Source organism: Hydrogenophaga sp. SNF1, from assembly GCF_034421675.1.
GTDB lineage: Bacteria > Pseudomonadota > Gammaproteobacteria > Burkholderiales > Burkholderiaceae_C > Hydrogenophaga > Hydrogenophaga borbori.
Genome location: NZ_CP139793.1, coordinates 776,719 through 794,796, shown reverse-complemented (window position 1 = coordinate 794,796; position 18,078 = coordinate 776,719). Strand labels below are relative to the sequence as shown.

Sequence of the window (18,078 nt, the reverse complement as noted above, 5' to 3'; positions counted from 1 at the left end):
GCAGAGCATGGACGACACCGGACTGCAGGACGCCGCCATCTTCCTCATGTCGCTCGGCGAAGAGGAAGCGGCCGAGGTGTTCAAGCACCTCAGCCCGAAAGAGGTGCAGAAACTGGGCGAGACCATCGCGCGCACGCGCGCCGTCTCGCACGAGCGCGTGGACCAGGTGATGCAGCGCTTCACCAACACCGCCTCGTCGCAGAGCCTGCTGGTGAGCGACACCGACAACTACGTGCGCGCGGTGCTCAAGCGCGCCCTGGGTGACGACAAGGCCGCGCTGCTGATCGACCGCATCCTGCAGGGCGGCGACGTCTCCGGCATCGAGAGCCTGAAGTGGATGGACCCGCTGTCCATCGCCGAGCTGCTGCGCAACGAGCACCCGCAGATCGTGGCCGCCATCCTGGTGCACCTGGAGGCCGACCAGACCGCCGCCGTGCTGAAGAACTTCACCGAGCGCACGCGCAACGAGGTGATGCTGCGCATCGCCACGCTCGAGGGCATCCAGCCGACCGCGCTGAAGGACCTCAATGAGGTGCTCTACAAGGTGCTGGCCGGCGGCGACAAGATCCGCAAGACCTCCATGGGCGGCGTGAAGACCGCGGCCGAGATCATCAACATGATGGGCACGCAGATCGAAAGCTCGGTGATCGAGTCGATCCGCGACTTCGACCCCGAGCTGGCCCAGAAGATCATGGACAAGATGTTCACCTTCGAGGACCTGCTCAAGCTCGACGGCAAGGCCGTGCAGCTCATCCTCAAGGAAGTGGCCACCGACCAGCTCATCGTGGCGCTCAAGGGCGCGACCGCCGAGCTGCGCGAGCTGGTGCTGTCCAACATGTCCAGCCGCGCGGCCGAGGCGCTGCGCGAGGACCTCGAAGCCCGCGGCCCGATCCGCCTGTCCGAGGTGGAGGCGCAGCAGAAGGAGATCCTCAAGATCGTGCGCCGCCTCTCCGACGAAGGCCAGATCGTGATCGGCGGCGGCGGCGAGGAAGAGGCTTTCGTCTGAGCGCCCCATGAACCAACGCCCCAAGAACGACCCGTACTCGCGCTTCATCCCGCGCGAGGAGATCGACGGCGTCGCCGCCTGGCAATTCGCCGCCGTGGACGGCAGCGACCAGCGCCCCGCCCTGCCCACCGACGGCGCGGCCGAGGCCACGCCGCCCGACGAGCGCCTCGCCGAGGCGCGCGAGCAGGCCTACGCCGAGGGCTTTCGCCACGGCCACGACGCTGGCGCGCAATCGGTGCGCGACGCCATGGAAGCCAGCATGCGCCGCACCGCCGAGGAAACCGCGGTGCGCATGGCCCAGCTGCTGCGCACCACGCGCGAGCACCTCAAACACAGCGAGCACGAGATCTCGCGCCACATCCTGGAGATCGCCTGCGACCTGGCGCGCCAGGTGGTGCGCCGCGAGCTGGTGCAGAACCCGGCTCAGCTGCAGGGTGTGGTGAGCGAAGCCATGTCCCAGCTCATCGACGACGGCCTGCCCGCCACCATCCGCATGAATCCGGCCGACCTGGCGCTCATGAAAGGCGCGCTGCTCGAAACCCTGGGCGAGCCCCGGCCCGAGCTGGTGCCCGATCCCGGCATCACCCCCGGCGGCTGCGTGCTCGAGTCGCGCACCAACTCGGTGGACGCCACGGTCGAGAAGCGCTGGCTGCGCGCCATCGGCAACCTGGGCCTAAGCGCACCCTTCGACCCCGCCGACGCCGACGTCTGACCCGCATGACCGACAGCACTTTCGACGAATCGCCGAGCCGCTGGGGCCACTTCATGGACGACCTGCGCGCCAGCGCGCAGGCGCCCACGCCGCTGGAGGTGCGCGGCACGCTGACCAAGCTCGCCGGCCTGGTGCTCGAGGCCGTGGGCCTGCGCGTCCCCGTGGGCGCGCAGTGCCTGATCGACAACGGCCACAAGCAGCCCGTGCTGGCCGAGGTGGTGGGCTTCTCCAAGGACCGCGCCTTCCTCATGCCCGCCGGCGACGTGCACGGCCTGGCCAGCGGCGCCAGCGTGACGCCGCTGCCGCCCTACCGCACCGTGCCGCGCCTGGGCCAGGACAACCCGCCGCCCTCGCCCAACGACCGCAGCGTGCTCAGCCTGCCCATGGGTGCCGGCCTGCTGGGCCGCGTGGTGGACGCGCACGGCGAGCCGCTGGACCACCAGGGCCCGCTGCGCGGGGTGAGCGTCTCGCCGCTGGAGCGCGCGCCGCTCAACGCCATGGACCGCGACCCGGTGCGCGAACCGCTGGACACCGGCGTGCGCGCCATCAACGCCCTGCTCACCGTGGGCCGCGGCCAGCGCCTGGGCCTGTTCGCCGGCTCCGGCGTGGGCAAGAGCGTGCTGCTGGGCATGATGGCCCGCTACACCAAGGCCGACGTGATCGTGGTCGGCCTGATCGGCGAACGCGGCCGCGAGGTGAAGGAATTCATCGAGGACATCCTGGGCCCGGAGGGCCGCCGCCGCTCGGTGGTGGTGGCCGCCCCGGCCGACGCGCCGCCGCTGGTGCGCATGCAAGGCGCCAGCTACGCCACCGCCATCGCCGAACGCTTCCGCGACGACGGCCTGCACGTGCTGCTGCTGATGGATTCGCTCACCCGCTACGCCATGGCGCAGCGCGAGATCGCCCTGGCCATCGGCGAGCCACCGGCCACCAAGGGCTACCCGCCCTCGTGCTTCGCCAAGCTGCCGCAGCTGGTGGAGCGCAGCGGCAACGGCCTGAACGGCCGCGGCTCCATCACCGCCTTCTACACCGTGCTGTCCGAGGGCGACGACCAGCAGGACCCGATCGCCGACGCGGCGCGCGCCATCCTGGACGGCCACATCGTGCTGTCGCGCGCGCTGGCCGAGTCGGGCCACTACCCCGCCATCGACGTCGAGGCCTCGGCCTCGCGCGTGATGCACAACGTGGCGCCCCCCAGCCACCTGGAGCTGGCGCGCAAATTCCGCGCGAACTACTCGCGCTACCAGAAGAGCCGCGACCTGATCCAGCTCGGCGCCTACGTGGCCGGCAGCGACCCCGAGACGGACCGCGCCATCGTGCTCTACCCCGGGCTGCAGCGCTTCCTGATGCAGGACATGCGCGAGGCCGCCCCCATGGGCGAGAGCGTGCGCGGCCTGCAGACCGCGCTGCAGGAAGACAAACCGGCGCGCGACGCCGCGGCGGGCAATGCCACGCGCGGCGCGCGGCCCCACCACAACCCGTATGAGGGCAACCAATGACCCAACAAGGGTTGGAAACGCTGGCCACGGTCATCGAACTCGCCGAGAAGAAGCGCGACGAGGGGCTGGCCGCGCTGTCGGCGGCGCGCCGCGAGCACCAGGCCGCGCAGGAACAGATGGACCAGCTCACCGCCTACGCCGCCGAGGCGCAGCAGCGCTGGCAGGCCCGCTGCGCCAGCGGCGTGGACGCCGCCTGGCTCATGCACCACCGCCAGTTCATGGCCAAGGTCGAGCACGCGATGGACTTCCAGACCGGCGTGCTCGGGCAGAAGCAGCGCCAGATCGAACAGGTCCAGCAGCAGGTGCACGAGGCCGAGCGCGAGCTCGCCACGCTGCGCCAGTACGTCGCGCGCCAGCAGGAGGCGCGCCAGCAGCGCCTGATGCGCCGCGAGCAAAAACAGACCGACGAAATGGCGCTCAACGCCCACCGCCGCCGCGCCGAATCCGACAGCACGTTCCAGAGCTTCTCCGCATGACCACGACCGCGCCCAGCAACCCCCACCCGCCCGCTTCGCAGGCGGCGCACGGCCAGCCGCCCAGCCACGCCGCGCGCGCGGCGCACGGGCCGCAGCAGCCGAGCGACCTGTTCTCCAGCCTGCTGGCCCTGCTGTCGCCGGACGCCGAGCCGCTGGATCCCCTGGGCACAGCCGCCACCGCCACCGGCGCGCCGGGCGACGACCCGCTGGCCGAGGACCCCGCCGACAGCGACAACCCCTTGGCCGCGCTCATGGCCTGGACCGCGCCGCACGAGCTGGCGCCCGCGCCGCTGGCGGGCGACGGTTCGCTGGCCGGCGAGACGCGCGGCCTGGACACGCGCGCCGACCGCCTCGGCGGCGCGCCCGCCGAGGGCCTGCCCCTGGCCAACGGCGGCGCGCCGGGCCGCCAGGTCGCCGCGCCCTGGCAGCCCGCCGCCGCACGGGCCTCGGCACCCGGTGCCGCCACCGCCCTGGCCACCGCCGCGGGCCAGACGGCCGGCGGCACCGACAGCCCCGCCCTGCGCTGGAGCCGCGCGGCCGCGCCCAGCGAGGCCGGCACCGGTGCCGCCTGGCCGGTGCGCAGCACGGTCGCGCTGGACGCGCGCTTCCAGGCCGGTGCGCCCACCGCCACGCCCACGGGCGCGCTCGCGGCCCTCGCCGGGCGCGCGGCCGACGGCGACGAGCGGCCCCTGCCCGGCGCCTCGCCCACGGGTGGCGCGCGCGCCACCGGCGAAGCGGCCGCGGGTCCGGTGATCGCCAGCGGGGCCACGGCGGCCGACAGCGGCCTGGGTGGCGACGCCCCGGCCGACGGCGGCCAGGCGCGGCACGAGGCCGGCACCGACCCGAACACCGCCCAAGACCCCTACGCCGCGCCGGCCGACGCCGAGGCGGTGGAGGTGCAGCACTGGGGCGCCGGCGCCATGCGCCACGCCAGCCTGCGCGTGGGCGAGGACGCCCAGAACGCCATCGACATCCAGCTCGCCGTGCGCGGCGACGAGGTGCGGCTGGACTTCCGCACCGACGACGCCGCCGCGCGCGGCCTGCTGCGCGAGCACGCCCAGACCGCGCTGGGCGACCTGCTGCAGCAAGGCGGCCTCACGCTGGGCCAGGTCTCCGTGGGCGACCAGGGCCAGGGCGATGCCCGCCGCGACGGCCCCCCACCGCAGGCCGCCGCGCCGCGCTCCGGGCGGGCCGACGCCGGCCCGGCCGAGGCGGCCCCGCCGCGCCCAGCCGCGCCGGGTGCCAACGGCCGGGGCCTGGACCTCTTCATCTGAGCCCCCAGGGCGCGGGAAAGAACCGGTTTTTCCGCGCTTATCGAGCGAACGGCGTGGGGGGGCCCCTCCCACAATCCTTCTCAAGCCGCGCGCCTTTGAGCCCGCGGCAACCGACGAAGGAGTGCCATGTCCGCCGCTGCCACCGCCGCCGCCCAACCGGCCGAAGCCGCCCCCAAGAAGAAGGGCAAGAAGCTGCTGTTCGCGCTGATCGGCGTGGTCGTGCTGGGCGTGGCGGGCGCGGCCGCCGCGCTGTTCATTCTCAAGAAGAACACCGCCGAGGACGAGGGCCTGGACGAGGAAGCCCCTGCGCACAAGCCGGTGGACCCGAAATCGGCCCCCACCTTCCTGCCGCTGGACAACATGGTGGTCAACCTGGCCGATCCCGGCGGCAACCGCTACATCCAGATCGGCCTCACGCTGCAGCTGCAGGACGCCCACACGGGCGATGCCGTCAAGGCCTTCATGCCCAGCATCCGCAGCCGCATCCTGGTGATCCTGTCCAAGCGAACCGCCGAGGACGTGCTCAGCGCCGAAGGCAAGAGCCGGCTCGGCAACGACATCATCGCCGCCGTCTCCGAGGTGATGGGCTATCCCGCGCCCAAGACCGAGGACGAGGGCAAGAAGAAACGCGGCCCGGCCAGCCCCGTGCAGGCCGTGCTGTTCTCCAGCTTCATCGTGCAGTAAGCGCGGAGCGATCAGACCATGTCCGAATCGTTTCTGTCACAGGAAGAGGTCGATGCCCTGCTGGAGGGCGTGACCGGCGAGAGCCAGAAGCTCGCCAAGGAAGAGGTGCCGGAAGGCGGCGTTCGCAACTACAACCTCTCCAGCCAGGAACGCATCGTGCGTGGGCGCATGCCCACCATGGAGATCGTCAACGAACGCTTCTCGCGCAACCTGCGCGTGGGCATGTTCAACTTCATCCGCCGCAGCCCCGAGATCTCGGTCGGCGGCGTGCAGGTGCAGAAGTACAGCGCCTTCCTGCGCGAGCTGGTGGTGCCCACCAACTTCAACATCATGGCCGTGCGGCCGCTGCGCGGCAACGGCCTGGTGGTGTGCGAGCCCACGCTGCTGTTCGGCGTGATCGACAGCCTGTTCGGCGGCTCCGGCAAGTTCCACACCCGCATCGAGGGGCGCGACTTCTCGCCCACCGAGCAGCGCGTCATCAACCGGCTGGTGGACGTGGTGGCCGAGGAATACAAGAAGGCCTGGCGCGGCGTCTACCCGATCGAGCTGGCCTACCAGCGCTCGGAGATGCAGCCGCAGTTCGCCACCATCGCCACGCCGAGCGAGATCGTGGTCTCCACCAGCTTCACGCTGGAGATCGGCGACATCACCGGCTCGCTGCACGTCTGCATTCCCTACGCCACGCTGGAGCCGATCCGCGACGTGCTCTATTCCAGCGTGCAGGGCGACGCCATCGAGGTCGACCGCCGCTGGGTCAAGCTGCTGAGCCACGAGATCCAGGCCGCCGAGGTGACCATGGTGGCCGAGCTGGCGAAGACCGAGGCCACCGTGGAGCAACTGCTGGCCATGCAGATCGGCGACTTCATCGAACTCGACCGCAACCCCACCATCACCACCCACGTCGACGGCGTGCCCGTGTTCGAGTGCCAGTACGGCACGCACAAGGGCAAGTACGCGCTGCGCGTGGAACGCAACCTGCGCGGCAGGGACATGAACTGGCTGGGGTCGTCCCCCGAGATGTGACCGGCGTTCAGGAGAAACCATGTCAACCGATACCAACGCACCCAACCAGGACGCCATCGCCGACGAATGGGCTCAGGCGCTCGAAGAGCAGGCCGCCACCGTTGCCGACGAGGGCGCACCGGCCTTCGACGCCGAGGCCACGCCGGTCAAGACCGCCATGGGCGCGGGCGGCGCGCAAGACATCCAGATGGTGCTGGACATCCCCGTCCAGCTCTCGGTGGAACTGGGGCGCACGCGCGTGCCCATCAAGTACATCCTGCAGCTCGCGCAGGGCTCCATCGTGGAGCTCGACGCGCTCGCCGGCGAACCCATGGACGTGCTGGTCAACGGCTACCTGATCGCCCAGGGCGAGGTGGTGGTGGTGAACGACAAGTTCGGCATCCGGCTCACCGACATCGTGACGCCCTCGGAGCGCATGAAGCGCCTGAGCCGCACCTGAAGGAACACCGACATGTGGCAGAACGCCTGGCCGGCGCTGGTCCTGCTCGCCCTGATGGTGGGCCTCGCCTGGGCTCTGAAGTGGGCGCGCGGGCGCTTGCCCGGCCTGCCGGGCGTGCCCGGGCAGAGCGGCCCCTCCCTCAAGGTGCTGGGCAGCGTCTCGCTGGGTCCGCAGCAGCGCGTGGTCACGCTGCAGGTGGGCCACGGCGAGGCCGCCACCTGCCTGGTGCTCGGCGTCGCGCCGGGCAGCGTCAACACCCTGCACGAAATGGCCCTGCCGGCCGACACGGCCGCCCCATCGGCGCCGACGGCACCGCTGGCCGGCGGTTTCGCCGCGCGACTGGCGCAGCAACTCGTGAAAGGCCCGGGCGATGCGCCGCGCTGAGATGCCCCGCTTGGTCTGGCTGCGCGCGCTCGCGCTGCTGCTGGCCCTGATGCTGCTGTCCGTCGGTGCCTGGGCGCAGAACGCGCCCGTGGCCACGCCGCAAGGCCCGTCGCTGCCCCTGGTCGTGGGCCAGGGCGCGGGCGGCGCCAGCTACTCGGTGCCGATCCAGACCCTGCTGTTCTTCACCGCGCTGTCCTTCCTGCCGGCGGTGCTGCTGCTGATGACGGGTTTCACCCGCATCGTCATCGTGCTGTCGCTGCTGCGCCAGGCCCTGGGCACGCAGTCGGCCCCGCCCAACCAGGTGATCGTGGGCCTGTCGCTCTTTCTCACGCTGTTCGTCATGGGCCCCACGCTGGACCAGGTCTACAGCAACGCCTACGGCCCCTATTCGCGCAACCAGATCAGCTTCGAGGAGGCGCTGCAGCGCGGCGAACAGCCCATGCGCGCCTTCATGCTCAAGCAGACGCGCCAGTCCGACTTCGAGCTTTTCGCCAACCTGGCCCGCCTGCCCGAAGGCGTGACGGCCGAGAACGCGCCCTTTCGCGTGCTGGTGCCGGCCTTCGTCACGAGCGAGTTGAAGACCGCCTTCCAGATCGGCTTCATGATCTTCATCCCCTTCCTGGTCATCGACATGGTGGTGGCCAGCGTGCTCATGTCCCTGGGGATGATGATGCTGTCGCCCGTGCTGGTGGCGCTGCCCTTCAAGCTCATGCTGTTCGTGCTCGCGGACGGCTGGAACATCCTCATCGGCTCCTTGGCCGCCTCATTCGCCCAGTAGGGAACACCATGGAACCGCAAGCCGCCCTCACGCTTGGCCAGAACGCCCTCTTCCTGCTGCTCGCGGTGGCCGCGCCCGTGCTGGCCACGGTGCTGGGCGTGGGCCTGGTGATCAGCCTGTTCCAGGCCATCACCCAGATCCACGAACAGACCCTGTCCTTCGTGCCCAAGCTGATCGCCGCGATCGCGGTGTTCGCCATCGCGGGGCCCTGGATGCTGACCACCATGGTCGAGTTCATCCGCACCACGATCCTGTCCATTCCTCAGTACGCCGTCTGAGGGCGCAAGGGGCCTGCGCATGATCACCTTCACCGAGGCCCAGATCATGGCCTGGGTCTCGCCGGTGTTCTGGCCGTTCCTGCGCATCCTGGCCGTGTTCAGCAGCGCGCCCATCTTCTCCTCGCGATCGGTGCCGGTGCGCACGCGCGTGGCCCTGGCCTTCCTGATCGCCTTCTGCGCCCAGGCCGCGCTGCCCGAGCAGCCGGTGGTGGCGCTGACCGACCCGCGCGCCTTCGAAACCGTGGTGCAGCAGGTGCTGATCGGCCTGGCCATCGGCCTGGCGGTGCGCATCGTGTTCGCGGCGGTGGAGCTGGCGGGCGAACTCATCGGCCTGCAGATGGGCCTGAACTTCGCCGGCTTCTTCGACCCCAGCACCGGCAGCCAGAGCAGCACGGTGGGCCGCTTTTTCGGCAACACCACCATGCTGCTGTTCGTGGTGATGGGCGGCCACCTCATGCTCTTGCAGGCGGTGGTGTCCAGCTTCGGCACCTTTCCCGTGGGCGGCGGCGCGCTCGACGCGGTGAACACCATGCGCCTGCACGAACTGGGCGCGGTGGTGTTCCGCTATGGCCTGTGGATCGCGCTGCCCCTGATCGGCATGCTGCTGTTCATCAACACCGTTCTGGGCTTCGTCTCGCGCATCGCGCCGCAGATGAACGCCTTCGCCATCGGCTTCCCCATCACACTGTCGGCCGGCCTGATCGGCATCGCCTTCACCCTGCCCATGCTGGACACGCCGGTGGCCGCGCTGCTGCGGCTGGCGACGGCGCTGTTCACGGGCTGATCCACCGCCCCCCGCCAGCCGCGCTGGCGCGCGGGAGATCAGTCCGCCATCGCCGCGGCCAGGCGCTCGGCGTAGCCCTTCAGCACCTCGGGCGGCGGGTCCTTGCGCGGCCAGGACAGCGCGACGCCGTCGTCCGCGTGGCGTGGCACCACATGCAGGTGAAAGTGGAACACCGTCTGGTCCCCCTCGCGGCCGTTGGCCTGCAGCAGCGTGAGGCCGGGCGGGTCGAAGGCCGCGCGCACCGCGCGCGCGACCCGCTGCGCGGTCTGCGCCACGGCCGCCGCTTCCTGCGGCGTGATGTCGAACAGCGTGGCCGCGTGGCGCCGCGTGGCCACCAGGACATGACCGGGGTTGACCTGGCCGATGTCCATGAAGGCGATGCTCAGCTCGTCTTCCCAGACACGGAAGGCGGGAATGTCGCCGGCCACCAGGCGGCAGAAGATGCACTGGCCCGGGGGCGAGGTGTCAACGAACATGGGCATGGCGACCTCACTCCCAGCGCAGGTCGGACAGCTTCCAGTCCCCGCCCACCAGGCGCCACTCCAGCCGCACCTTGTAGGGCTCGGCGCGCTCGGGCACCAGGCCCTGCGCGCCGGTGACCAGCACCTGCGCCTCGCTCACGCCCAGCGTGGGTGTCTGCGGGTCCACGCGGTGGCTGCTCGACATCGCCATCACCCGGATGTTCTGGTAGCGCAGGAAGGTGGCGGTCAGCAGCCGGCGCGTGCCGTCGCGATCCAGGTTGCCGCTGCCCTGGAAATGCTCGTCGAGCAGGTCCATCGCGTCGCCGGTGTGGCGCGCTTCGATGGCGGCCTGCAGGGCCTTGGCGGCGGCCTCCAGCCGGGCCTGCGGGTCGCCCTTGCCGCAGGCGGCGAGCAGCGCGGCGCCCAGGGCCAGCAGCGCCCCCCGGCGCGTCGTCCCGGCGCTCATACCAGCCCGTTGCGGATCGCGTACACCGTGAGCTCCGCGTTGTTCGACAGGTGCAGCTTCTCCAGCACCCGCGCGCGGTACACGCTCACCGTCTTGGGGCTGAGCATCAGCTCCTCGGCGATGTCGCTGAGCTTCTTGCCCGAGGCGATCTTCTGCAGGGTCTGCAGTTCGCGCTCGGACAGGCTGGCGTGCAGCTCCTCGGTCTCGGGCGCGCTGAGCGTGTCCACCAGCATCTGCGCCACCTCGGGCGTGACGTATTTGCGCCCCTGCTGCACCACGCGGATGGCGCCGACCAGCTCGGCCGGGTCGCCGGCCTTGTTGACGTAGCCGCGCGCGCCCGCGCGCAGGCAGCGGATGGCGTACTGGTCCTCGGGGTACATGGAGACCACCAGCACCTTCACCGGCGAGCCCTCTTCCTTGAGCGCGCCCAGCACTTCCAGGCCGCCGCGGCCGGGCATGTTGAGGTCCAGCACCAGCACGTCGCAGGGCGTCCTGCGCATGAGGTCGCGCAGTTCGGGATAGCTGCCGGCTTCGCCGACGACCTGGATGTCGACCGCTTCGCTGATGGTGTCGCGGATGCCGCGGCGCACCACGGCGTGGTCGTCACACAAAATCACCTTGATCATGGGCTTCCTTGTGCTCCATCGGCGGCGGCAATGTGTCGCCCGACGGAAGCGGTACCGAGAGAATGACCGAGGTGCCACGCGGCGAGGCGCTGACGTCCAGCCAGCCGCCGACCTTGGCCGCGCGCTCGCGCAGGCCCAGCAGGCCAAAGGACTTGGCCTTGCGCAGCGCGCCGCTGTCCATGCCGGGGCCGTTGTCGCTCACCTCCAGCGTGAGCACGCCCTCTCCGTCGTTGAGATCGATGTCCACGTGGGTCGCGCCAGCGGCGTGCTTGGCCACGTTGGTCATGGCCTCCTGCGCGGTGCGGTAGGCCACGAGCTGCACGTCGCGCGGCACCTCGATGCGCTCGGCCGTGCGGCGCACGTGCACGCGCAGGCCGGTGCGCCGCTCGAAGCCGGCGGCCAGCCAGACCACCGCGGCCACCAGGCCCTGGTCCAGGATGGGCGGGCGCAGGTTCATCATGATGCGCTGGCTCGCCCCCAGGGCGTGCTGCACCATGTCCAGCGCGGTGTTCACGTGGCGCTGCATGTCGGCGTCGCTGGCGCGCCGGCCCACCCAGGCCAGGTCGAGCTTGATCGCGGCCAGCGCGCCACCGATGTCGTCGTGGATTTCGCGCGCGATGTCCGCGCGCTCCTGCTCGATGCTGGTCTGCAGGTGCTCGGCCAGTTCGGCCAGGCGCTGGCGCGATTCGGCCAGTTCGGCGTCGGCGCGCGCCTTGGCCTTGCGCGCGTCGCTGATCTCCAGCGCGCGCTTCACCACGTGCGCCAGGCGGTGCATGCTGTCCTTGAGCAGGTAGTCGCTCACGCCACGGTGCATGGCGTCCACGGCGGCGGTCTCGCCGATCGCGCCGGACAGGATGACGAAAGGCACCGGAATGCCCAGCTTGCAGACCACGTCCCAGGCGTCCAGGCCGGTGAAGCCGGGCAGGTGGTAATCGGCGAGCACGATGTCGTGCTGACCCGATTGCACCTCGCGGCGGAAATCCTCCAGCGTGTCCACCAGCGTGATTTCGTTGGCGAGCTGACTGCGCTGCAGCGCGAACTTCACCAGCGCGTGGTCCACGCGGGAGTCCTCCAGATGGAGGATGCGCACCGGTCGCGGGTGGCTCGCTGTCGCTTCACCGGTACCGGTCATGGGAGGTGCTCTGTGTCGCCTGGCGAAGAAGGGATTAGAAGCGCCTGGAGGTCGACGGAGACGGCCAAAAGGGCTGAATTCCAGGCCGTATTCGGTCGATACCCCAGGAGGCGGCTGCCGAAAATTGTAATACCCCGTATCCGTACCACCTTCCCCCTGCCCCCCATGGAGACCCCCGCTTCGCCGCCGACCCCGCCTTCGGTCACGCTGCCCGTGGCGCTGGTGGCCGATCTGCAGGACTCGCTGCTCATCGCCATGACCGATCTGCAGCGCCTGGAAGGCCTGCTGGACCACGCCACCGGCAATCTGCTGGAGCGCTTCGGCAACGCCAACCGCGACCTGGAAGCCCTGGAGGGCGTCCTGGGCGAGGAGCTCACCCGCATCCGCCACAGCCTGCACCAGGCGGTGACCGAGCTGCAGTTCCACGACATGGCCACCCAGCTGCTGGCGCACACCGGCCGCATGCTCAAGGGCTGCGCCTGGCGCCTGGCCGAGCAGGCGATGGCGCCCGAGGAGGACGAGGTGCCCCTGGACCTCGACCCCATGCCCGAACGCCCCAGCCCCGTGACACAGGGCGAGATGGACGCGGGTTCGGTGGAGCTCTTTTAAGAATGCCCGCGCGCCGCCGATAACACCCGAATAACGGAGAAACTCCCATGCGATCGATCCTTGCCGTCGACGACTCGGCATCCATGCGAAAAATGGTGTCCTTCACCCTGACGGGTGCCGGCTTTCACGTGGTGGAAGCGGTGGACGGCCAGGACGCCTGGGAAAAGGCGCAGAACCACAGCGTCGATCTGGTGCTGACCGACCAGAACATGCCCAAGCTGGACGGCCTGGGCCTGACGCGCAAGCTGCGCGAGCACCCCAAATTCAAGAACACGCCGATCCTGGTGCTGACCACGGAGTCCAGCGACGCCATGAAACAGGCCGGCCGCGCCGCGGGCGCCACCGGCTGGCTGGTCAAGCCCTTCGATCCGGGCCGCCTCATCGAAGTCATCAACAAGGTGATTCGCTGATCCCGGCCTAAAACGCATCCCACCAGGAGTCAAGACATGGGCGACATGATGAACGAGGGCCAACACCTCGGCAACGACATCGACCTCAGCCAGTTCTATCAAATCTTCTTCGAGGAAGCGGGCGAGAACCTCGATCAGATGGAGCAGATGCTGCTCGCGCTGGACGTGAACGCCGCGCAGGACGAGGAACTCAACGCCATCTTCCGCTGCGCCCACTCCATCAAGGGCGGCGCGGCCACCTTCGGCTTCGCCGACGTGGCCGAACTCACGCACCAGGCCGAGTCGCTGCTGGACAAGCTGCGCCGCCACGAACTGCAACCCACGACCGCCATGGTGGACGTGCTGCTCGAATCCAGCGACGCGCTGCGCGGCCAGCTGGGCGCCCACCAGGGCGTGGGCAGCCCGCCCGACACCGGCAACCTGGTGGCGCGCATCTACGCCCTGGCCCAGGGCCAGGACGCGCCCGCCGCCACCGCGCCCGTGGCCGCACCGGCGCCCGTGCTCGCGGCGCCCGCCCCGGCCCCCGCGCCGGCGGCTGCCGCTCCCGCGTCCAAAGCCGAACGCGAGATCGACATCCACATCGGCCCGATCGACAACCCTGCGCAGGCCGATGGCATCGCCGAGCTGTTCCGCGACATCCCCGGCCTGGGCACGGTCTCGGCCATGCCCTGCGACCAGCCCGGCAAGCGCGTCTTCCGCGCCCGCACCGCGGCCAGCGACAACGAACTGCTGGACCTGTTCACCTTCCACGTGAGCAAGGAGCAGATCCAGATCCACCCGGCCGGCGACGTGGTGCATGGCAAGGTGCCCATGCCCCCGGCCACCGAGGGCAAGGACTACGGCTTCTTCGAAGGCTCTCCCGGCCTGCCCGGCGCGCCCAGCGCGCACGCCAGCGCCGCCGCGGCCCGCGACACGCGTGCCGCCGAGGCCCGGGCCAGCGCGGCCGCCCCGGCCGCCGCGGGCGGCGCCGGCCTCGAGTCGAGCACCCTGCGCGTCTCGGTGAGCAAGGTCGACCAGCTCATCAACCTGGTGGGCGAGCTCGTCATCACCCAGGCCATGCTGGCGCAGAAGAGCCGCGAACTGGACAACAACAACGCCAACAACCCCCTGCTGGCGGGCCTGGCCGACCTGGACCGCAACACGCGCGACCTGCAGGAAGCCGTGATGTCGATCCGCATGATCCCCATGTCGGTGGTCTTCAACCGCTTCCCGCGCATGCTGCGCGACCTCGCCTCCAAGCTGGGCAAGAAGGTCGAGCTGGTGACGCAGGGCGAGTCCACGGAACTCGACAAGGGCCTGGTGGAGAAGATCACCGACCCGCTGACGCACCTGATCCGCAACAGCTGCGACCACGGCATCGAAATGCCCGAGGAGCGCCGCGCCAAGGGCAAAAGCGAGACCGGCACCATCACCCTGTCGGCCACGCACCAGGGCGGCAGCATCCTCATCGAGGTGCGCGACGACGGCAAGGGCCTGTCGCGCGAGAAGCTGCTGACCAAGGCCCGCGAGAAGGGCATCGACGCGCCCGATTCGCTGAGCGATCCCGAGGTCTGGAGCCTGATCTTCGCGCCGGGCTTCTCCACCGCCGACCAGGTCACCGACGTGTCGGGCCGCGGCGTCGGCATGGACGTGGTCAAGAAGAACATCACCGCCCTCGGCGGCACGGTCGAGATCGACTCGGCCGAGGGCTATGGCATGCGCGTCTCGGTGCGCCTGCCGCTCACCCTGGCCATCATGGACGGCATGTCGGTGCGCGTGAGCGACGAGGTCTACATCCTGCCGCTGGCCAGCGTGATCGAGTCCTTCCAGATCAAGCCGACCGACATCAACACCATGGGACAGAACGCCCGCGTGGTGAAGGTGCGCGAGGAGTACATGCCGGTGGTCGAGCTCGAGCAGATCTTCTCGGTGCCGCGCTTCGAGCACAACGCCGCGAGCCCCATCATGGTGGTGGTCGAGGCCGAGGGCCAGCGCGTCTCGCTGATGGTCGACGAACTGCTCGGCCAGCAGCAGGTGGTGATCAAGAACCTGGAGAGCAACTACCGCAAGGTGCCCAACGTCTCGGGCGCCACCATCCTGGGCGATGGCAAGGTGGCGCTGATCCTGGACACCTCGTCCCTGGTCCGCCGCTCCAGGCATTGAACATGCATCCCCCCGCGTCGCTGCGCGCCTCTTCCCCAGGGGGGCAACACCTGCGGCCCGGCAAAGCCGGTTCCGCGGTGTTTTCCGGTTCGGCCTCGGCGCTCGTCGCGACCGAGGAAGGCCCCGTCGCCGAAGGCCGGGAGTTCGTCTGGTCCGACGCCGACTTCGCGCGCATCAAGGCGCTGATCTACAAGAAGGCCGGCATCAGCCTGCACGACGGCAAGCACGCCATGGTCTACAGCCGCGTCTCGCGCCGCCTGCGCGAGACCGGGCACGCCAGCTTCAAGGACTACATCGACTGGCTCGAGCGCCACGACGGCGCCGAGTGGCAGGAGTTCATCAACGCCCTGACCACCAACCTCACGGCCTTCTTCCGCGAGTCGCACCACTTCGATGCCCTGGCGCAGCTGCTGCGCGCCAGGCCCACGCACGCCTGGCGCATCTGGTGCGCGGCCGCCTCCACCGGCGAGGAGCCCTACTCCATCGCCATGACCTGCGCCGAGTCGCTGGGCGCCAACGGCCAGTACGACATCGTCAACAGCGACATCGACACCAAGGTGCTCGCCACCGCGCAGCGCGGCGTCTACAAGACCGATGGCAACAAGGGCCTGTCGGCCGAGCGGCTGCAGCGCTTCTTCCTGCGCGGCAAAGGCGCCAACGCCGGCTACATGCGCGTCAAGCCCGAGCTGCAGAAGCACCTGAGCTTTCAGCCGGTCAACCTGATCCACGAGCTGCCGCTGCGCGAGACCTTCGACGTGGTGTTCTGCCGCAACGTGATGATTTACTTCGACGCGCCCACGCAGCGCGCCGTGCTCGAGCGCATCCACCGCGTGATGCGCCCGGGCGGCACCCTGTTCGTGGGCCACGCCGAGAACTTCAGCGACGCGCGGCACCTGTTCGCCCTGCGCGGCAAGACCGTCTATGAGCGCCTATAGCCCTGCCCGCTCCAGCGCGGCGGGCGCCGCCGGCCTGGTCACGCCCCTGACGCCCCTGACCCCGCTGTCGAAGATGGCGCTGCCGCGCGTGACGCCGGCCGCCGGCGTGGTCTCGCGCGTGGACCAGCTCAAGGCCCGCACGCCCAAGCCCGGCGAGGCCTCTTTTTTCTTTCACGAGCCGCACTTCCGCAGCGACGCGGTGAAGGTGCTGCCCGGCGAGTACTACGTGAGCACCGAGGACCTGGTCATCATGACCGTGCTCGGTTCGTGCATCGCCGCCTGCATCTGGGACCCGTCCGTGCGCGTGGGCGGCATGAACCACTTCATGCTGCCCGAAGGCGGCAGCGACTCGGGCGGTCGCTACGGCTCGTATGCGATGGAATTGCTCATCAACGAGATGATGAAGCTCGGCGCTCGGCGCGAGACCATGCAGGCCAAGGTGTTCGGCGGCGGCCAGGTGATGAGCAGCTTCACCACCATGAACGTGGGCGAGCGCAACACCAAGTTCGTGCTCGACTACCTGCAGACCGAACGCATCGCCGTGGTGTCCAAGGACGTGCTGGACATCCACCCGCGCAAGGTCTGCTTCTTCCCGGTGACGGGCAAGGCCATGGTCAAGCGACTGGCCCACGCCCAGCCCGAGACGCTGGAAACCCAGGAACGCAAAGGCAGCGCGGCGGCCGTGGTCAAGAGCACCGCCGGCGGCTCCATCGATCTTTTTTGACACGCACCCCCGCCGCGCTTCGCGCGCCCCCCCTCAAGGGGGTGGCACCCGAGGCCCGGCAAAGCCGGTTCCCTGCTGCCCCAGGGCCAGGTGCCGGTCTTCGAGAGGAAGTTTGAGATGGCGAAGACGAGAGTGGTGGTGGTGGACGATTCGGCGCTGGTGCGAAGCCTGCTGGCCGAGATCATCAACCGCCAGCACGACATGCAATGCGTGGGCGCCGCGAGCGACCCGCTGGTGGCGCGCGAGATGATCCGCGAGCTCAACCCCGACGTCATCACGCTGGACGTGGAGATGCCGCGCATGGACGGGCTGGAGTTCCTCTCCCGCCTGATGCGCCTGCGCCCCATGCCGGTGGTGATGGTGTCCACGCTGACGGAACAGGGCGCGGAGATCACGCTGCGCGCCCTGGAGATGGGCGCGGTGGATTTCGTGGCCAAGCCGCGCATCGGCGTGAGCCAGGGCCTGAACGAGCTCGCGGGCGACATCGTGGACAAGATCCGCGTGGCCGCCGCCGCGCAGGTGCGCCGCCTGGCCGCGCCGGCGCCCGCCGCGCCGGCCGCCACCGGTGCTGGCGCCGCCGCCCCCGCGCGCCCGAGCGTGCCCCTGCCGCGCCTGTCGACCGAGAAGATCATCTGCATCGGCGCCTCCACCGGCGGCACCGAGGCCATCCGCGAGGTGCTGGTGCCGATGCCGGCCGACGCGCCCGCCATCGTCATCACCCAGCACATGCCGCCGGGCTTCACCACCAGTTTCGCCACCCGCCTGGACGGCCTGTGCAAGATCAGCGTGGCCGAGGCACGCGACGGCCAGCGCATCCTGCCCGGCCACGCCTACATCGCGCCGGGCGGACGCCACCTGCGCATCGACCGCAGCGGCTCGAACTACGTGGCCGTGGTGGAAGACACCGAACCGGTGAACCGCCACCGGCCCTCGGTGGAGGTGCTGTTCAAGTCCGCCGCGCGCGTGATCGGGCCGAACGCCATCGGCATCATGCTCACCGGCATGGGCGCCGACGGCGCCAGCGCCATGCGCGAGATGAAGGACGCGGGCAGCTACAACTACGTGCAGGACGAAGCCAGCTGCGTGGTCTTCGGCATGCCGCGAATGGCCATTCAACACGGCGCGGCGCACGAGGTGCTGCCGCTCAACCAGATCGCGCCGGCGGTGTTGGCCCGCCTCGCGAACGCACCAGCCGGTGTGCGTCATCGCATCTGATGCCAATGCACACCCTGGAGC

General features: G+C 70.1%; 22 protein-coding genes. 18 read left to right on the top strand and 4 right to left on the bottom strand.

Features of this window, described 5'->3' with window-relative positions; genetic code table 11:
- Positions 1-7: 7 nt before the first annotated feature.
- The 12 genes from fliG (at position 8) to fliR (ending at position 9,337) form a co-directional block, all read left to right on the top strand.
- Positions 8-1,006, top strand: a complete 999-nt coding sequence (gene fliG / locus SOM08_RS03840; protein ID WP_116958476.1) for a flagellar motor switch protein FliG — start codon at positions 8-10, stop codon at positions 1,004-1,006.
- A gap of 7 nt (positions 1,007-1,013) precedes the next feature.
- Complete coding sequence (locus tag SOM08_RS03835; protein ID WP_116958477.1) at positions 1,014-1,718, top strand: flagellar assembly protein FliH; 705 nt, start codon at positions 1,014-1,016, stop codon at positions 1,716-1,718.
- Positions 1,719-1,723: 5 nt separating this feature from the next.
- Positions 1,724-3,217, top strand: a complete 1,494-nt coding sequence (gene fliI, locus SOM08_RS03830) for a flagellar protein export ATPase FliI (RefSeq protein WP_116958478.1) — start codon at positions 1,724-1,726, stop codon at positions 3,215-3,217.
- Positions 3,214-3,693 carry a flagellar export protein FliJ gene (gene fliJ / locus SOM08_RS03825; protein ID WP_116958479.1) on the top strand — a complete coding sequence of 160 codons (480 nt, stop codon included), beginning with the start codon at positions 3,214-3,216 and terminating at the stop codon, positions 3,691-3,693. The genes fliI and fliJ overlap by 4 nt, the downstream gene beginning before the upstream one ends.
- The gene (locus tag SOM08_RS03820) at positions 3,690-4,967 is read left to right on the top strand and encodes a flagellar hook-length control protein FliK (RefSeq protein WP_322470088.1); all 1,278 of its coding nucleotides are present in this window, start codon (positions 3,690-3,692) and stop codon (positions 4,965-4,967) included. Before fliJ ends, SOM08_RS03820 begins: the two co-directional genes overlap by 4 nt.
- Positions 4,968-5,093: 126 nt before the next feature.
- Positions 5,094-5,651: a flagellar basal body-associated FliL family protein gene (locus tag SOM08_RS03815; RefSeq protein ID WP_116958480.1), complete on the top strand. Its 558-nt coding sequence runs from the start codon at positions 5,094-5,096 to the stop codon at positions 5,649-5,651.
- Positions 5,652-5,669: 18 nt separating this feature from the next.
- Positions 5,670-6,674 carry a flagellar motor switch protein FliM gene (fliM, locus tag SOM08_RS03810; RefSeq protein WP_322470087.1) on the top strand — a complete coding sequence of 335 codons (1,005 nt, stop codon included), beginning with the start codon at positions 5,670-5,672 and terminating at the stop codon, positions 6,672-6,674.
- Between the two features lie 19 nt (positions 6,675-6,693).
- Positions 6,694-7,113 (top strand): flagellar motor switch protein FliN, encoded by a 420-nt coding sequence (gene fliN, locus SOM08_RS03805; RefSeq protein WP_070401141.1) that lies wholly within the window; start codon positions 6,694-6,696, stop codon positions 7,111-7,113.
- 12 nt (positions 7,114-7,125) lie between these two features.
- Positions 7,126-7,497 (top strand): FliO/MopB family protein, encoded by a 372-nt coding sequence (locus tag SOM08_RS03800; RefSeq protein ID WP_116958482.1) that lies wholly within the window; start codon positions 7,126-7,128, stop codon positions 7,495-7,497.
- A gap of 1 nt (position 7,498) precedes the next feature.
- The gene (gene fliP / locus SOM08_RS03795; RefSeq protein WP_322470086.1) at positions 7,499-8,275 is read left to right on the top strand and encodes a flagellar type III secretion system pore protein FliP; all 777 of its coding nucleotides are present in this window, start codon (positions 7,499-7,501) and stop codon (positions 8,273-8,275) included.
- Between the two features lie 8 nt (positions 8,276-8,283).
- Positions 8,284-8,553 (top strand): flagellar biosynthesis protein FliQ, encoded by a 270-nt coding sequence (fliQ, locus tag SOM08_RS03790; protein WP_070401138.1) that lies wholly within the window; start codon positions 8,284-8,286, stop codon positions 8,551-8,553.
- A 19-nt stretch (positions 8,554-8,572) separates the two neighbouring features.
- Complete coding sequence (gene fliR, locus SOM08_RS03785) at positions 8,573-9,337, top strand: flagellar biosynthetic protein FliR (RefSeq protein WP_322470085.1); 765 nt, start codon at positions 8,573-8,575, stop codon at positions 9,335-9,337.
- A 38-nt stretch (positions 9,338-9,375) separates the two neighbouring features.
- Here the strand turns inward: fliR and SOM08_RS03780 are convergent, their stop codons facing one another.
- The 4 genes from SOM08_RS03780 to SOM08_RS03765 are packed head-to-tail and all read right to left on the bottom strand — an operon-like array spanning position 9,376 to position 12,022.
- Positions 9,376-9,819, bottom strand: coding sequence for an HIT family protein (locus SOM08_RS03780; protein WP_116958484.1), 444 nt, complete (start codon positions 9,817-9,819; stop codon positions 9,376-9,378).
- A 7-nt stretch (positions 9,820-9,826) separates the two neighbouring features.
- Positions 9,827-10,264 carry a hypothetical protein gene (locus tag SOM08_RS03775; protein ID WP_116958485.1) on the bottom strand — a complete coding sequence of 146 codons (438 nt, stop codon included), beginning with the start codon at positions 10,262-10,264 and terminating at the stop codon, positions 9,827-9,829.
- Positions 10,261-10,890 (bottom strand): response regulator transcription factor, encoded by a 630-nt coding sequence (locus tag SOM08_RS03770; protein ID WP_070401132.1) that lies wholly within the window; start codon positions 10,888-10,890, stop codon positions 10,261-10,263. The genes SOM08_RS03775 and SOM08_RS03770 overlap by 4 nt, the downstream gene beginning before the upstream one ends.
- The gene (locus SOM08_RS03765) at positions 10,868-12,022 is read right to left on the bottom strand and encodes a response regulator (RefSeq protein WP_116958486.1); all 1,155 of its coding nucleotides are present in this window, start codon (positions 12,020-12,022) and stop codon (positions 10,868-10,870) included. Before SOM08_RS03765 ends, SOM08_RS03770 begins: the two co-directional genes overlap by 23 nt.
- 165 nt (positions 12,023-12,187) lie before the next feature.
- On the opposite strand from SOM08_RS03765, the gene SOM08_RS03760 reads away from it, so the two are divergent.
- The 6 genes from SOM08_RS03760 to SOM08_RS03735 all read left to right on the top strand — a co-directional run bounded on the left by SOM08_RS03760 (position 12,188) and on the right by SOM08_RS03735 (position 18,057).
- Positions 12,188-12,631, top strand: a complete 444-nt coding sequence (locus SOM08_RS03760; protein ID WP_070401130.1) for a hypothetical protein — start codon at positions 12,188-12,190, stop codon at positions 12,629-12,631.
- 47 nt (positions 12,632-12,678) lie between these two features.
- Positions 12,679-13,041: a response regulator gene (locus tag SOM08_RS03755; RefSeq protein WP_070401129.1), complete on the top strand. Its 363-nt coding sequence runs from the start codon at positions 12,679-12,681 to the stop codon at positions 13,039-13,041.
- 36 nt (positions 13,042-13,077) lie between these two features.
- Entirely contained in the window at positions 13,078-15,183 is a 2,106-nt protein-coding gene (locus SOM08_RS03750; protein WP_116958487.1) for a chemotaxis protein CheA, read from the top strand.
- Positions 15,184-15,185: 2 nt separating this feature from the next.
- Positions 15,186-16,118 carry a CheR family methyltransferase gene (locus tag SOM08_RS03745; protein WP_322470084.1) on the top strand — a complete coding sequence of 311 codons (933 nt, stop codon included), beginning with the start codon at positions 15,186-15,188 and terminating at the stop codon, positions 16,116-16,118.
- A gap of 73 nt (positions 16,119-16,191) precedes the next feature.
- Complete coding sequence (gene cheD / locus SOM08_RS03740; RefSeq protein ID WP_116958538.1) at positions 16,192-16,842, top strand: chemoreceptor glutamine deamidase CheD; 651 nt, start codon at positions 16,192-16,194, stop codon at positions 16,840-16,842.
- A gap of 117 nt (positions 16,843-16,959) precedes the next feature.
- Positions 16,960-18,057: a protein-glutamate methylesterase/protein-glutamine glutaminase gene (locus SOM08_RS03735; RefSeq protein WP_116958488.1), complete on the top strand. Its 1,098-nt coding sequence runs from the start codon at positions 16,960-16,962 to the stop codon at positions 18,055-18,057.
- The last annotated feature ends 21 nt before the right edge of the window (positions 18,058-18,078 follow it).